At 52.0% G+C, this 13,574-nt stretch carries 17 protein-coding genes and 1 tRNA gene; 7 read left to right on the top strand and 11 right to left on the bottom strand.

Going from position 1 to position 13,574, the window contains the following annotated elements; genetic code table 11:
• Positions 1-14: 14 nt before the first annotated feature.
• Positions 15-779, bottom strand: a complete 765-nt coding sequence (locus WBJ47_RS02370) for an SDR family oxidoreductase (RefSeq protein WP_422244762.1) — start codon at positions 777-779, stop codon at positions 15-17.
• A 104-nt stretch (positions 780-883) separates the two neighbouring features.
• Here WBJ47_RS02370 and WBJ47_RS02365 point away from each other — a divergent pair, with 104 nt between their 5' ends.
• Genes WBJ47_RS02365 through WBJ47_RS02355 form a run of 3 tightly spaced genes read left to right on the top strand, consistent with a single transcriptional unit; the run spans position 884 to position 3,689 of the window.
• Positions 884-2,380 (top strand): amidase, encoded by a 1,497-nt coding sequence (locus WBJ47_RS02365; RefSeq protein ID WP_422244761.1) that lies wholly within the window; start codon positions 884-886, stop codon positions 2,378-2,380.
• Between the two features lie 26 nt (positions 2,381-2,406).
• Positions 2,407-3,249 carry an SDR family oxidoreductase gene (locus WBJ47_RS02360; RefSeq protein WP_422244759.1) on the top strand — a complete coding sequence of 281 codons (843 nt, stop codon included), beginning with the start codon at positions 2,407-2,409 and terminating at the stop codon, positions 3,247-3,249.
• Positions 3,250-3,296: 47 nt separating this feature from the next.
• Positions 3,297-3,689, top strand: coding sequence for a dihydroneopterin aldolase (locus WBJ47_RS02355; protein WP_422244757.1), 393 nt, complete (start codon positions 3,297-3,299; stop codon positions 3,687-3,689).
• 22 nt (positions 3,690-3,711) lie between these two features.
• On the opposite strand, the gene WBJ47_RS02350 is transcribed toward WBJ47_RS02355, so the two are convergent.
• Positions 3,712-5,025 carry a hypothetical protein gene (locus WBJ47_RS02350; protein ID WP_422244756.1) on the bottom strand — a complete coding sequence of 438 codons (1,314 nt, stop codon included), beginning with the start codon at positions 5,023-5,025 and terminating at the stop codon, positions 3,712-3,714.
• An 85-nt stretch (positions 5,026-5,110) separates the two neighbouring features.
• Entirely contained in the window at positions 5,111-5,605 is a 495-nt protein-coding gene (locus tag WBJ47_RS02345) for an arsenate reductase ArsC (protein WP_422244754.1), read from the bottom strand.
• Between the two features lie 90 nt (positions 5,606-5,695).
• Between WBJ47_RS02345 and WBJ47_RS02340 the strand changes: the two genes are divergently transcribed.
• The 4 genes from WBJ47_RS02340 (at position 5,696) to WBJ47_RS02325 (ending at position 7,633) form a co-directional block, all read left to right on the top strand.
• The gene (locus WBJ47_RS02340) at positions 5,696-6,046 is read left to right on the top strand and encodes an ArsR/SmtB family transcription factor (RefSeq protein WP_422244752.1); all 351 of its coding nucleotides are present in this window, start codon (positions 5,696-5,698) and stop codon (positions 6,044-6,046) included.
• Positions 6,047-6,114: 68 nt separating this feature from the next.
• Positions 6,115-6,417, top strand: coding sequence for a hypothetical protein (locus WBJ47_RS02335; RefSeq protein WP_422244751.1), 303 nt, complete (start codon positions 6,115-6,117; stop codon positions 6,415-6,417).
• A 62-nt stretch (positions 6,418-6,479) separates the two neighbouring features.
• On the top strand, positions 6,480-7,265 hold the full coding sequence (locus WBJ47_RS02330; protein WP_422244749.1) for a HupE/UreJ family protein: 786 nt from the start codon (positions 6,480-6,482) through the stop codon (positions 7,263-7,265).
• 17 nt (positions 7,266-7,282) lie between these two features.
• On the top strand, positions 7,283-7,633 hold the full coding sequence (locus WBJ47_RS02325) for a DUF6488 family protein (protein ID WP_422244748.1): 351 nt from the start codon (positions 7,283-7,285) through the stop codon (positions 7,631-7,633).
• A gap of 14 nt (positions 7,634-7,647) precedes the next feature.
• On the opposite strand, the gene WBJ47_RS02320 is transcribed toward WBJ47_RS02325, so the two are convergent.
• The 8 genes from WBJ47_RS02320 to pstA form a co-directional block, all read right to left on the bottom strand.
• Complete coding sequence (locus WBJ47_RS02320; protein WP_422244746.1) at positions 7,648-8,619, bottom strand: Bug family tripartite tricarboxylate transporter substrate binding protein; 972 nt, start codon at positions 8,617-8,619, stop codon at positions 7,648-7,650.
• Between the two features lie 55 nt (positions 8,620-8,674).
• On the bottom strand, positions 8,675-9,469 hold the full coding sequence (locus WBJ47_RS02315; protein ID WP_422244745.1) for an alpha/beta fold hydrolase: 795 nt from the start codon (positions 9,467-9,469) through the stop codon (positions 8,675-8,677).
• Positions 9,470-9,633: 164 nt separating this feature from the next.
• Positions 9,634-11,100 (bottom strand): SulP family inorganic anion transporter, encoded by a 1,467-nt coding sequence (locus WBJ47_RS02310; RefSeq protein ID WP_422244743.1) that lies wholly within the window; start codon positions 11,098-11,100, stop codon positions 9,634-9,636.
• Between the two features lie 28 nt (positions 11,101-11,128).
• On the bottom strand, positions 11,129-11,395 hold the full coding sequence (locus WBJ47_RS02305) for a Txe/YoeB family addiction module toxin (protein WP_422244742.1): 267 nt from the start codon (positions 11,393-11,395) through the stop codon (positions 11,129-11,131).
• Positions 11,389-11,631, bottom strand: coding sequence for a type II toxin-antitoxin system Phd/YefM family antitoxin (locus WBJ47_RS02300; RefSeq protein ID WP_422244740.1), 243 nt, complete (start codon positions 11,629-11,631; stop codon positions 11,389-11,391). The genes WBJ47_RS02305 and WBJ47_RS02300 overlap by 7 nt, the downstream gene beginning before the upstream one ends.
• A gap of 186 nt (positions 11,632-11,817) precedes the next feature.
• Positions 11,818-11,894 (bottom strand) — tRNA-Pro (locus tag WBJ47_RS02295).
• 30 nt (positions 11,895-11,924) lie between these two features.
• Positions 11,925-12,707, bottom strand: a complete 783-nt coding sequence (pstB, locus tag WBJ47_RS02290; RefSeq protein ID WP_422244738.1) for a phosphate ABC transporter ATP-binding protein PstB — start codon at positions 12,705-12,707, stop codon at positions 11,925-11,927.
• Between the two features lie 17 nt (positions 12,708-12,724).
• Positions 12,725-13,573, bottom strand: a complete 849-nt coding sequence (gene pstA, locus WBJ47_RS02285; protein ID WP_424585298.1) for a phosphate ABC transporter permease PstA — start codon at positions 13,571-13,573, stop codon at positions 12,725-12,727.
• Position 13,574: the final 1 nt, after the last annotated feature.

Here is a 13,574-nt window from a genome sequence, read left to right as displayed (position 1 = left end):
GAATGATCATTTTTCTAAAAATGTGCCAAATAACCACCGTCCACAGCAATCACTTCGCCTGTGACATAAGAGGCGGCATCGGACGCTAAAAACGCCACGGCACCGGCGATCTCAGCGGGTTGCCCCCAGCGCGCCAATGAGGTGCGTTTCTCAAGCATTGCACCAAGCGCGGGATCGGCGACCAGAGCTGCATTAGCTTCGGTCGCGAAAAATCCCGGCGCAACGCCATTGACCGTGATGCCAAACTGACCAAAATCCGCTGCCAACGCGCGTGTCATGGCGGCGAGCCCCCCTTTTGCTGTGGTGTAAACGGCGTCAGAGGCACGCGAAATCGGACCTGCAATCGAAGTGATATTGATGATGCGCCCAGTGCGCTGCTGGCTCACCATGCGCTGCGCGACTTGGCGGGACAACTCAAACGGTGCGACAAGATTCGCCTCGAACATTTGACGGACAGCGTCGAGCTCAAAGGCAAATACGTCTCGGCGGTCACGCAGCCCTGCGTTGTTGACCAAAATATCGAGGGGACCAAAAGATGCGTCAATCTCACTCATGACAGCATGGAGCTGGTTCAAATCCGAGACATCGAACGCTATCGCTTCGGCCAGACCGCCTTGGGCACGTATCTGATCCCGCGCAAGCGCAAGCGTGGCTTCGTCGCGACCGTTTAGCAGGACGCGCGCACCTTGCCTGGCAAGACCCTGCGCAATCTCAAAACCGAGTCCTCGCACACTTGCGGTCACCAGTGCCGTTTTACCGTGCAAAGAAAATAGACTCATTTCGTTCCTGTATCCGTCTGCGGGCTTATTCTGAGGGATTTTATTGCACAATAGTGTCTGTTTTTTGAATCGCACGATCCTGACCCTCGCAACCTACCGACATCATGACAACACCTTCATCTGCCAAGCAGTCTGGCCAGGCCAGCCCTCCAAACAATAATTGGGACATTGTTTCAATGGATGCGACGAGCTTGTCTCGTGCGATTCATCGGCGCGCGCTGTCTTGCGTTGAGGTGATGGAGGCATTTCTGTCTCAAATCGATGCGCAAAATCCAACCGTCAACGCGATTGTGGCGATGCCTGAGCGCAGCACTTTGCTTGCGCAAGCTCAAGAGCGTGATGCACAACTTGCCCGCAATCAAAGCATGGGGCCCCTCCACGGCTTTCCTCAGGCCCCAAAGGACATCGCGCCGGTTGCCGGCATGGTCACGACCAACGGCTCGCTGATCTTTAAAGATCAGGTGACCAAGGTGGACTCGGCTGCCAACGGACGGGTGCGAGCCGGCGGGGCGATCTTTGTCGGCCGCACGAACTCTCCAGAGTTCGGTCTGGGTGCACATACCTATAACAAGGTGTATGGCATTACCCGTAACGCCTTTGACCCCTCGCGTACCGCAGGCGGAAGCAGCGGCGGCGCAGGTGTGGCCTTGGCGCTCCGTATGCTGCCCGTGGCCGATGGTTCGGACATGATGGGCTCTTTGCGCACGCCAGCTGCCTTCAATAATGTCTTTGGTTTTCGTCCCTCGCCAGGCTGTGTGCCCCACGGTCCCGGCGAAGAGGTCTTTTTCCAGCAATTCAGCGTCACAGGGCCGATGGCGCGCAACGTCCCCGACTTGGCCATGTTGCTGGCCGTGCAGGCTGGTTTTGATCCGCGCTTGCCCTTGACCCGTCGTCAAGACGATCCACGTTTGTTTACGCAACCTCTTGAAACAGACCTCCGCGGCAAACGCATCGGTTGGCTGGGCAATCTCAAGAGTCACTTACCGATGGATCCAGAATTACTCGCCGTCACCACGCGCGCGCTCGAACACTTCAAGACGATTGGCTGCACGGTCGAAGACGCACACCCCAATTTTGATCTCGAACAATTATGGAATGCATGGCTGACTTTGCGCAGCTTTACCTTTGCAGGCGGGAATGCACAGCACTATGACTCCCCCGAACGTCGCGCCATGCTCAAGCCCGAAGCCGTCTGGGAAATCGAACAAGGCCTCAATCTGACTGGACCGGCTGTCTTTGCCGCGGCCAAGGTCCGCACAGCCTGGTATCAAGAACTGCGCCGACTCTTTGAGACCTATGACTTCCTGGTCATGCCGACAACGCAGATTTTTCCCTTCAATGCAGAGCAACACTGGCCCAAAGAAGTCGCTGGTCAGAAAATGGATACCTACCACCGCTGGATGCAGTCAGTGATCCCGGCCACCATGGCCGGACTGCCTGCGCTCAGCATGCCGGCCGGCTTTAGCGCAACCGGTATGCCCGCAGGGATTCAGGTGATTGGCTCCTTGCAACATGACTTTGAAGTGCTGCAGCTCGGACATGCCTATGACATGGCTAGCCAGTATTCGCGGGTGTTAAGCCCCTTGCTCCAGGGTGTATAGGTTAAAAGTCCGCCAGGCACGTTAATATGACGGTTGTGTTGACGCCCGCTTGTGGCGTCGCAAACTGCTCAGGCTACACGGACGTGTCTACTCTCCCTTCTGGAAAAATTGCCCTAGTCACAGGCGCTGGCAAGCGTCTGGGGCGCAGCATTGCCTTGGGGCTTGCCTCAGCAGGCTGGGATGTCGCGATTCATTACGGGGCGTCTGCCGAGCACGCCCGGCAGACTGTGCGGGATATTGAGGCGCTCGGTCGTCGAGCAATCACTTTACAAGCCGAGCTGGCACACGAAGCGTCAGTCTCGACGTTGATTGCACGTTGCACTGAGTTACTCGGATTGCCAAGCTGCATTGTTAATAATGCTTCGCTGTTTGATTATGACCAGGCAGAGAGCTTTAGCTTTGCGCGACTCGATGCGCATATGCAGATCAACGTGGCCGCGCCCATATCGCTTGCGCGTGACCTGCACCGTGCGCGAATTCAAAGCGCGACCTCATTCGAGCATCCTGCTGTTGTGATCAATTTGCTGGATCAAAAACTGATCAACCCTAACCCAGATTTTTTGTCCTACACACTTTCCAAGGCCGCCCTGCTAGAAGCTACCCGCCTCTTGGCACAGGCGCTCGCGCCTCACGTCCGAATCGTTGGCTTGGCGCCAGGCATTACCTTGGTCTCTGGCGATCAGACTGAGAACGGCTTTCAGCAAGCACACCATATGACGCCGCTGGGCAAGTCCTCGACACCCGAGGATATTACGGCTGCCGCGGTCTACCTCGCCTCAGCACACGCTATCACCGGCACCACGCTGTATGTGGATGGCGGCCAACATCTCAAATCCTCCGACCGTGATGTGATGTTTTTGACATCGTAATCCGGACTCTTTCTGACTTTTGACTCTTTGACCTGCACACCTGACCAATGACTCCTACGCATATTGAAAAACTCGACCTGACACACTGCCGTCGCTTGTTCTTAAAAGCTTTTGAGATCAACATGAATATCGGTGTGCATGATTTCGAAAAGCAAGGGGAGCAACGTGTCATCATCAATGTCGACTTGTATGTGCCACTGCAAAGCAACACACCCAACAAAGACGAACTCAGCGAAGTCGTTGATTACGACTTTATGCGTCAGACTATCGCGGACATTATTGCGACAGGTCATATACATCTGCAAGAAACGCTATGCGATGAAATCGTCAAACGCATGCTCGCGCATCCGCTGGTGTATGCCACACGCGTCTCGACCGAAAAGCCTGATGTCTATCCAGACTGCGAAGGCGTGGGCGTTGAGGTGTTTCGCTCAAAATAGTGCGCGACTGAACGACGTCGCACTATAAAGGCTTGGACTCAGGCACGACAACAACCGGTGCGAAGCCACCGCCAGACGTTCGAAAATTCGTCGTCTGGCCTGCGTACATCCTCGCCGCCAGCAGTTGTACATGTCCGGCATACGCGTAAGCGCGCACATCGAATTTCAGCTCGGCCAACACGCCGTCATAAGATACGAGACGCTCGCTCGGACGAACCAGTTGCTGGGCAACAAAGTCACCCTCGAGTATTTCCGCCCATACCTTTTTAGTAAGTTTGTCACCGCGGTATGTCGCTTTCGAACCGAAACCCGCAACAGGTTTAAAAAATAAATTACGACGATTTGACCAGAGCGTTTCTGCCTGGTCAACGCTCACAAGCGCCGTACGTGGCACCACGCGACGCAAAACAATACGGTCGGCCTCGGTCACTCCCCACCGCGCCAAACAATCATCGTCGCTCAGCACAATCAGATTACGCTTGTCTGCATAAAGCGCATGCGCATGCGGATCGGGGGTGATCACCACCCGATTCTGTTCGTAGGCTTTGCGTATCGCTTCATGAGCAGGCTCTTGTAGATAAAAATCCGTCAGGCGGTTGTAGAGCATATCCACAGGCTGTTGTCCTAGATACAACTGCCCCTCGCGCCAAATCAATGAGGAGGGCGCAGCAATATGCGCGTCGATTCCCGCCTTGTTAAACATCAGTCTGAAAAGCTCGAACTCTGGTGCCAGATATTGATTGTGCGGATCCTCGTCCACAATCACAAGCGTACGCAAAGGTGCCTGATCGCGCTGCGAGTGCCACTCGTTTTTGAACATCTTTAGGAATTGCTCTTCAAGTGAGTCAAGTTCCTGATTGGGTTGGCGCGTCCATTCCATTTCCACGCAACACGCTTCCTGCGCGCGCGCCAACGCGGTGTTGAGCAGCGCCCCGCCCGCATTGGTATTGATCTCAATCAGCTTGGGACCCTCAGCGTCCAAGTGAAAATCAAACCCCAGAAATACACCGCGCGGTCCGAAGCGATGCTTGGCAATTGCTGGTGCACGTTCAAGCGCCAAGACCTGATAAGCAGGCAGCGCAATGACACGCTCCAACGCCTCAATGGCCTCGGTGATGTGTTGACGCGTCTCGGGAGAGATGAACACCACAGTTGAGGAGAACAAATGAGGGCGGGATTGCCAAAGATCTGTCATGACCGCGCTCACGCTGGGGTCGCGATCCAATTGTTTTTGGAGCGTTTGTTTATTCAGCGTTTTGCAATAACAGGTGTGATTGAGCGCCTGGGCAGAATCCTCGCCCTCGACGATGCGATCATGGTTAGCCAGGGGCTTCATCCGGTGATTCTCATCAACTGATGGAGCCATTCATCCCATTTGGTAGCGACTTTGTTTGGTTTCACGCACCATCTCCATCACGTCTTTATACCAGGCCAATCTGATCCATTTCCTTTTGCAAAGCCAGCTTGCTCAGTTTGTCAAAAGGAAGGCTCGTCATCAGCGAAATTCTTCTGTGCAAAATACGAAAGGCATCTATAAATACCTTTGTTTTTTGTTCATCCGAGCCCACAAATAATACTGGGTCTTCGACACCCCAGTGCGCCGTCATCGGTTGCCCCGGCCAAACAGGGCAGATTTCTCCAGCGGCTGTGTCACACACCGTCAAGATAAAATCCATTGCAGGCGCGGTCGGCAAGGCAAACTCACTCCAGTTTTTACTACGTAACCCTTCATCAGGGAGATTATTTTTCTCAATTATTTCAAGGGCATAAGGACTGACCACGCCAGAAGGCCGACTGCCAGCGCTATAAGCTTTGAAGCGCCCTTGTCCGATACTGTTAAGAATGGCCTCTGCCATGATGCTTCTGGCAGAGTTACCGGTGCAAATAAAGAGAGTGTTGAAAATGCGCTCGGTCATTTTTTTCCTTTAAATATCTAAACCTATTGAGTCAATGCAATACTGCAACTATAATTGCATCATTAGATGACAAATAAGTGACAATCAGACATGATCAAAACAGCTGCGCTTGAGGCGATGTCGGCGCTTTCGTCCGGTGTACGGCTTGATGTGTATCGTCTATTGGTGAAGATGGGCACCGAAGGTATGGTCAGCAGTGACATCGCCAAGTCCTTGGACATTCCTCTCACCAACACTTCTTTTCATCTAAAAACACTTGTCCAGGCCAAACTTGCCTTGGTGGAACAACAGGGCCGCTTTCAGCGTTACCGCGCCAACATCCCTCAAATGCTAGAGGTGATTGCGTTTTTGACAGAGAACTGCTGCGCGAATGACTCGGGTGCTTGTCGTCCGATGCGCGATGCCGTTCCAGGTTTGGATAAAGTGCTGCCGCATTTGTAAAGATTCTTTACAATATTACGATGAGTAGTTTCCGATCATTCATTGTTGCCATCATTCTCAGTTGCCAGATGACTCTCGTTTCAGCTGTGGAAATCTTTACTGTTGCATCAGACGAAATCCATCAAGTGCTTTCTCATGAACAAGTGGTTGATCACCACCATCACGATGCATTCTCGACTCACGCTGATCATCACAACGGCGAAAATGGTCATCAGCACACCAGTGACAATTTTCAGACATCGGCCCTCACTTCAGATCTCAATGCTTTTTCTTTTTTAGCAAGAACCGAAGCCTTAAGAGCCCCCCATCCCAAAGAGCCCTCTTCCGTCTATCTTGACGGTTTGCTTCGCCCCCCTCGCACCACAGTCTAGTTTTACTCACTTCCGAGCAGGATTCATCCGCTCGGCCGTATTGGACTGTTTAAGGAATTTCCATGAGTTACCTTTCTCCCCACCGTCTTGGGGTGTTGCTGTTCGCGCTGATTCCGCTCATGGCTGTTGCGCATGGCATCAGCGAAGCAGACAAACAAAGCATGCTGGACGGCGGCTATATTCAGTACATCTGGCTCGGCGCGAGCCACATGCTCACTGGCTATGATCATCTTTTGTTCTTGCTAGGGGTTGTCTTCTTTTTGAACACCTTCAAAGATATTTTGAAGTTTGTGACGGTCTTTACGCTTGGGCACTGCCTGACGTTAATTTTTGCGACGTATTTCAAAATCACCTGGAATTTCTGGCTCGTCGACGCGATCATTGCCGTGAGCGTGATCTACAAAGGTTTTGACAACAACGGAGGCTTTCAACGTCACTTCAACATGGCGTCACCGAACGTGCTCAAGATGGTCTTTGCCTTTGGTTTATTGCACGGCTTTGGTCTCTCTACCCGTCTCCAGCAATTACCGTTGGGTGACGATCCTGCGCACATGATTCTTCGAATCCTGAGTTTTAACGCAGGTGTTGAACTGGGTCAGATCGCTGCACTGACAGTCATGGTTGGCGTACTTGCCTTATGGCGAAAAACTCCCAGCTTTGAAAGGTTTAGCTACGCTGCGAATCTAGGCCTCATTCTGGCAGGCCTCTATCTCCTTTTTGTCCAACTCCACGGCTATCAGCACGACGTCAATGGGGAATCATTTCGCTTCCCAACTGAAGAGCATCGTCATGCGCACGAAGATATAGACATTAACAATGCCACGGACAGTAGTCGCAACGCACTCTAATTTATCCAGGAATCCTCATGAAAACATTCATCCACGCCGTTATTTTTTCTCTGGTGACATTTGCTCCGGTTTTATCGACCGCAGATCCAGGTAACGCTTGTCACTTTCACGGCTCAAAACCCGCTGCCGAAGCAACCATCCTCCAATGCGCGAACCAACGTAAAGAGACTTTGATCAAAGGCAATAAGTTGGATAAAAGTTGGACGTCCATCAAGTACGAATCGATTGCTTATGTTGATGGAAAAAAAGGAAAGGAATGGAAGGTCATCTTTAACAACCCCCAAGCACCTGATCAAACAAAAACAAATCTATTCATGTTTTTTACGCCTGTCGGAAATTTCATCGCAGCAAACTACACGGGGCAATAATATCTCTTAGGTCACTAGTTGTTTGTCGCACCTGTGCTGCTGACAACGGCTTTCCATTTAGGAATCTCGGTCAGAATCAGCGCTGAAAACTGTTCAGGTGTCGAATGCGTTGGCTCAATGCCTAACTGGATCAGCTGTTTGCGCAGCTCGGGATCCGCCATCGCTTTGGCGGTTGCCTCGTTCAACCGCTTGATCACGTCCGTCGGTGTTCCTGCTGGTACGACGAGGCCCAGCCAATTGAGCACTTCATAGCCTTTCAGTCCACTCTCTGCAATGGTTGGAGCCGCAGGTAATACATCCATGCGCGTGGGCGCAGTGACACCAAGCACTTTGACCTTGCCGTTCCGGATGTGATTTTCATACACGGAGTAGGAGTCAAAGGTCATATTGACGCGACCCGCCAATAAATCCGTCACCAGTGGCGCACTACCCTTGTAAGGAATGTGAAGCATCTCCACGCCCGCCATCGTGCCGAACAGCGCGCCGGAGATGTGACTCGAACTCCCATTACCCGCTGAACCATAACTCAGCATGCCAGGATTTTTTTTAGCCAAAGCAATCAGCTCGGCGATGGAGTTGGCCGGCACATCTGGGCTGACCATCAACACGCGCGGCGTTAAGTGCGTCAAACTGACCGGAGCAAAGTCTTGAACGGGGTCGTAACGCAGGTTGGGATACAGCGAGACATTGATCGCCATGGTGCCCATGTTGGCAAACAAAATGGTGTATCCGTCCGCAGGGGATTTTGCGACGAGCTCGCTGGCCGTGCTGCCACCCGCACCACCTCGATTGTCGATCACAATGGGTTGCCCCAACTCTTGACCCAGTTTGACGGCCATGCCTCTGGCCATGATGTCTGCCGCGCCCCCTGGCGGAAAAGGCACGACCAAGCGAATCGGCTTGTCCGGATAGGCGGCCAATGCGCTACAGGTCAAGCCAAGCGACGCGAGCAAAACCAAACCTTGTCTTTTTAAAAACCCCAACATCTTTGTCTCCTGAAGTATTTTTTTAAGTACGTTTTAAATGTACCTTTTTATAAAACTATTTTTTGTCTGGTGCAGATTCAAACATGGACTGCATAAACGCAATAATGGCATGACTCACGGCCTCTGGCTGCTCAGGAATCAGTGCATGACTAGCATCCTGAATACGCAATACCTTGACGCGGTCGGCCCCAAGTTCTTTGGCTAAGTCTTGTGCAGTCGCTAAGGGGGCAAAGGGGTCCTGCTCTGCCTGTAGATCCAGGATGGGCGCCGACCCTGCATGCCACCACCGGTCACGTGGACAGGCCTGACTGGCCTCTCTCTGCATCCGCGCAACTTCTGGGTGCCACCCTGACAACCAGGCACGCGCATCGTGTCCCGGCGCAAAAAATGCAAACTGCAAAGATGCCAAACGCACCTCATCGCTCAAAGCCATATCCATGCAGGTATTAATGTGTTGGGCGAGTTCAGGACGAATCGTATTGTGCGCGGCGGCCAGCAGTACGACGCCACGGATATGGCTTGGGTAACGTGTCGCAAGGTTACGTGCAACCCAATTGCCAAACGCATGCCCTGCAATGACGACAGGTTGCTCTGTTAGGCTACGAATCACCTGTATCACATCATCAGCCAAGTCATCAAGGGAAAGATTACACATCGATCCTAAACTTTGCCCAATCCCTCTCGGATTGGGGAGGCATACGGAAAAGCCTTGCTCGGCAACTCGATGCGCCAGATCTGCCATGTCCTCAACGCCTCGCCCGAGCGAGGGCAGCATCACCAGCCAAGGCCCCTCTCCCACCGTAAATATTTCAATTGTTGCCGCCTTGCTTTGCACGAGGTGGGTTTGCATCTGAACACAGGGAGACGGACAATTTAGGCTCAATGCTGATCCAAATGGCAAGGGACTAGGATATGGGGAGAATATTGGCACAGTTTGCCTAACTACGCGCCTTATTTTGGCGTGAAAACAGCGAAAAATGACAAACATTGTAAATTCAGAGTTGAACTCTGGATTTACAAGGTGGTATCCGCAGCATTTTTGTCATGGACGCCAAATTTATCGACCATCGTGGCACTCGCCTCATTCAGCCCAAGCACCTCGACCTCAATTCCCACACGGCGGAACTTCAAGACCACCTTGTCTAGCGCACTGACAGCGGTGATATCCCAAAAATGTGCCTGATTCAAATCAATACGGACTTTAGCAATCACTTCTTTGTAATCAAAGGCATTTGAGAAACGATCCGCGCTAGCAAAAAATACCTGACCGAACACCTGATAGGTTCGCACCCGACCATCTTCGCTCAGTTGGGAGGCAACTCTCATGATCCGTTCGACCTTGTGAGCAAAAAAGAAACCAGACAACAGTACGCCCGTCAGTACGCCTTTAGCCAAGTCATGCGTAGCAACGGTCATGATGACTGTTGCGATCATCACGATGCTTGAGCTCTTTGGATTTTGACGAAGATTGGTAATCGAGCTCCATTTGAAGGTCCCGATCGATACCATGATCATGACCGCGACGAGTGCCGCCATCGGAATACGGCTCACCCAGTCAGACAAAAACACCACCATCAACAATAAAAAAACACCCGCCACAAAAGTTGAGAGTCTGCCACGGCCCCCGGATCTGATATTGATAACAGACTGGCCGATCATGGCGCAACCAGCCATACCACCGATGAAACCCGTTGCGATATTGGCCACGCCTTGGCCTACGCACTCACGATTTTTGTCGCTTTTGGTATCGGTCATCTCATCCACAATCGTCGCCGTCATGAGCGACTCAAGCAGTCCGACCACCATCATCGTGAGCGAATAGGGAAAGATGATGGCAAGCGTTTGAAAACTGAAGGGAATGTCTGGGATCAAAAAAATCGGGAGGCTATCAGGCAACGCGCCCATGTCACCCACCGTTCGGATATCCAAATCCAAGAGAAGCGAAACAGCCGTCAACACCAAGATGGTCACTAGCGGTGAAGGGATCGCTTTGGTGATGTAGGGAAAGCCATAGATGATGGCGAGACCCGCGGCGGTCATCGCATATACATGCCATGTCACACCGGTCAGCTCAGGCAACTGAGCCGCGAAAATTAAAATCGCGAGTGCATTGACAAAACCCGTCACCACCGAGCGCGACACAAAACGCATCAACACACCTAGCTTGATGTAGCCAGCAATAATTTGCAGGACACCAGTCAAAACGGTTGCTGCGAGCAAGTACTGCAACCCGTGTTCCTTGACGAGCGTCACCATCAGTAAGGCCATCGCACCCGTCGCTGCCGAAATCATGCCCGGGCGTCCACCTGCGAAAGCGATGACCACCGCCATCGAGAATGATGCGTAAAGGCCAACCTTGGGATCCACACCCGCAATGATCGAAAAGGCAATGGCCTCGGGGATTAGGGCCAGTGCGACGACCAGACCTGCGAGCAGATCATGACGGATATTGGAAAACCAATCGAGTCGGATTGAATTCATGGGTGATGCAAACCTGAAAAGAACTTCGCTATTCGTAATGTGTCCACATTCTTAAGATACGGACCGTTTTTTCTTTACGAAAAATCTCATACACCAGACGGTGCTGAATATTAATTCTGCGCGAATACGCCCCTTTTAAATCACCGACGAGCTTTTCGTAGGGAGGTGGATTCTGCAATGGATCTTTTTCCAGGATGTCGAGCAGTACTTTCGCTTTTTCCTTTAAACCAGCAGCCGAGAGCTTTTTTGCATCCTTTAATGCGTACTTGGAATAAACCAAATTCCAAGTTACCACTTTAGCGTCCTTGTACTTTTGGCAAGCGGTTCAGACATTGCGTCTTTGATGGACTCTCGCATGCCAGGAACCGCCAAAAGGTAAAGCGTTTCTTGAATGGCGCTCCAATCTTCCTCAGAGACTAAAACGGCATTGGCGCGTTTTCCCGAGATTAATACTGGCTGATGCGACTCTGCCGTTTGGTCAATCAAGCGATAAAGACTGGCTCTCGCTTCGCTCGCAGTTAATGTAGTCATCTTAAAAACCCTTTTGCTCGATATGTATTTGCACGATATGTCAACATGCAATTACGTGCGTAATAACGTACGTATTTTAATCGATACTTTGAAAAACCTCTATTAGCACTTACACAAAAGGTTGACTGTGAGGGTTTGAAAAAAAAACGAGTTACAGACTTTTGATCTGTAACTCGTTGGTATGACTGGTCGGGGCGGTGGGATTCGAACTCACGACCCTCTGCTCCCAAAGCAGATGCGCTACCAGGCTGCGCTACGCCCCGAAGACCGACAATATACCAGAAAATTGAAAATCAGCCAAAACGGCCTGTGATGTAGTCTTCGGTTTCCTTGCGTTTGGGCTTGACGAAGATTTTGTCTGTTTGACCAAACTCCACCAACTCGCCGAGGTACATAAAAGCCGTAAAGTCCGACACGCGGGCCGCCTGCTGCATATTGTGCGTCACGATTGCAACGGTGTATTCGGACTTCAGCTCGTGCAACAACTCTTCGACTTTGCCGGTCGAGATCGGATCCAGCGCCGAGGTAGGCTCGTCAAACAGGATGACCGAAGGCTTGACCGCCACCGAACGGGCGATACAGAGACGCTGCTGCTGACCGCCAGAGAGTGAGAGGCCGCTTTGGTTGAGCTTGTCTTTGACCTCGCCCCACAACGCAGCCTTGGTCAGTGCCCATTCGACACGGGCGTCCATATCAGCCTTGTTCAGGTTTTCATAGAGACGCACACCAAACGCAACGTTGTCATAAATCGACATTGGGAACGGTGTAGGCTTTTGAAACACCATACCGATCCGTGCGCGCAGCATATTGAGATCTTGCTTGGGGTTGAGGATGTTTTCACCGTAAAAATTGACCTCCCCTTCAGCGCGCTGGCCTGGGTACAAACTGTACATACGATTCAGCGCACGCAACAGCGTAGACTTGCCACAGCCGGAAGGACCAATAAAGGCCGTGACATGGTGCTCAGCGATATCCAGATCAATATTTTTCAGACCTTGGAATTTGCCGTAAAAAAAGTTCAGACCGCGCACCTCGAGGGCATTTTTCAGGGGCGCTGCAGTAGCTTGATTATTCATTTAGGGGTTCCAGAAGGTTAACCAGAAGATTTTTCGCGGAAAGCCACGCGCGCAATAATATTGAGCACCAGCACAGTGAGCGTAATCAGCAACGCACCGGCCCAAGCCAGACTGACCCAGTTGTCATACGGACTCATCGCGAACTGGAAAATCACCACGGGCAAGTTCGCCAGCGGCGCGTTCATATTGGTGGAGAAAAACTGATTGTTCAGCGCGGTAAACAGCAAAGGTGCGGTCTCGCCACTGATACGCGCCAAGGCGAGCAACAGACCCGTCATCACTCCGGCACGGGCTGCACGCAAGGTCACGTAGTTAGTCACTTTCCAGTGAGGCGCACCCAAGGCAAAAGCGGCTTCACGCAAACTGCCTGGCACCAAGCGCAGCATGTTTTCAGTCGTACGCAACACCACCGGAATGGCGATCAACGCGAGTGCCAAAGAACCCGCCCAACCAGAGAAGTGTTTGACTTGCGCCACGAGGACGGCATAGACAAACAAGCCCAGCACAATCGAAGGCGCGGACAACATGATGTCCGTCACAAAACGCGTGACAGAGGCTAATTTGTTGTCATCACCGAACTCTGCCAGATATACCCCGGCAAAAATACCGATGGGCGTCGCGATCAGGGCTGTCACGCCAATCATCATGAGACTGCCGACGATCGCGTTAGCCAAGCCGCCCCCTGGTGTACCCGGTGCAGGGGTGGACTCGGTGAAAATGGCCAGGCTCAAACCGGCAAAGCCATTTTTAAATAAGATAAATAAAATCCAGAGCAAGACGAACAAGCCCAGACACATCGCAAACAGGGAAAGCGACAGGCCAAGCGTATTGACGAACTTGCGGCGGCGATAGAGACTGGTATTCATG

Origin of the sequence: Zwartia sp. (genome assembly GCF_049655405.1) — a bacterium.
GTDB lineage: Bacteria > Pseudomonadota > Gammaproteobacteria > Burkholderiales > Burkholderiaceae_B > Zwartia.
The sequence above is the reverse complement of the archived record's forward strand: the minus strand, read 5'-3'. Positions and strand labels throughout refer to the sequence as shown.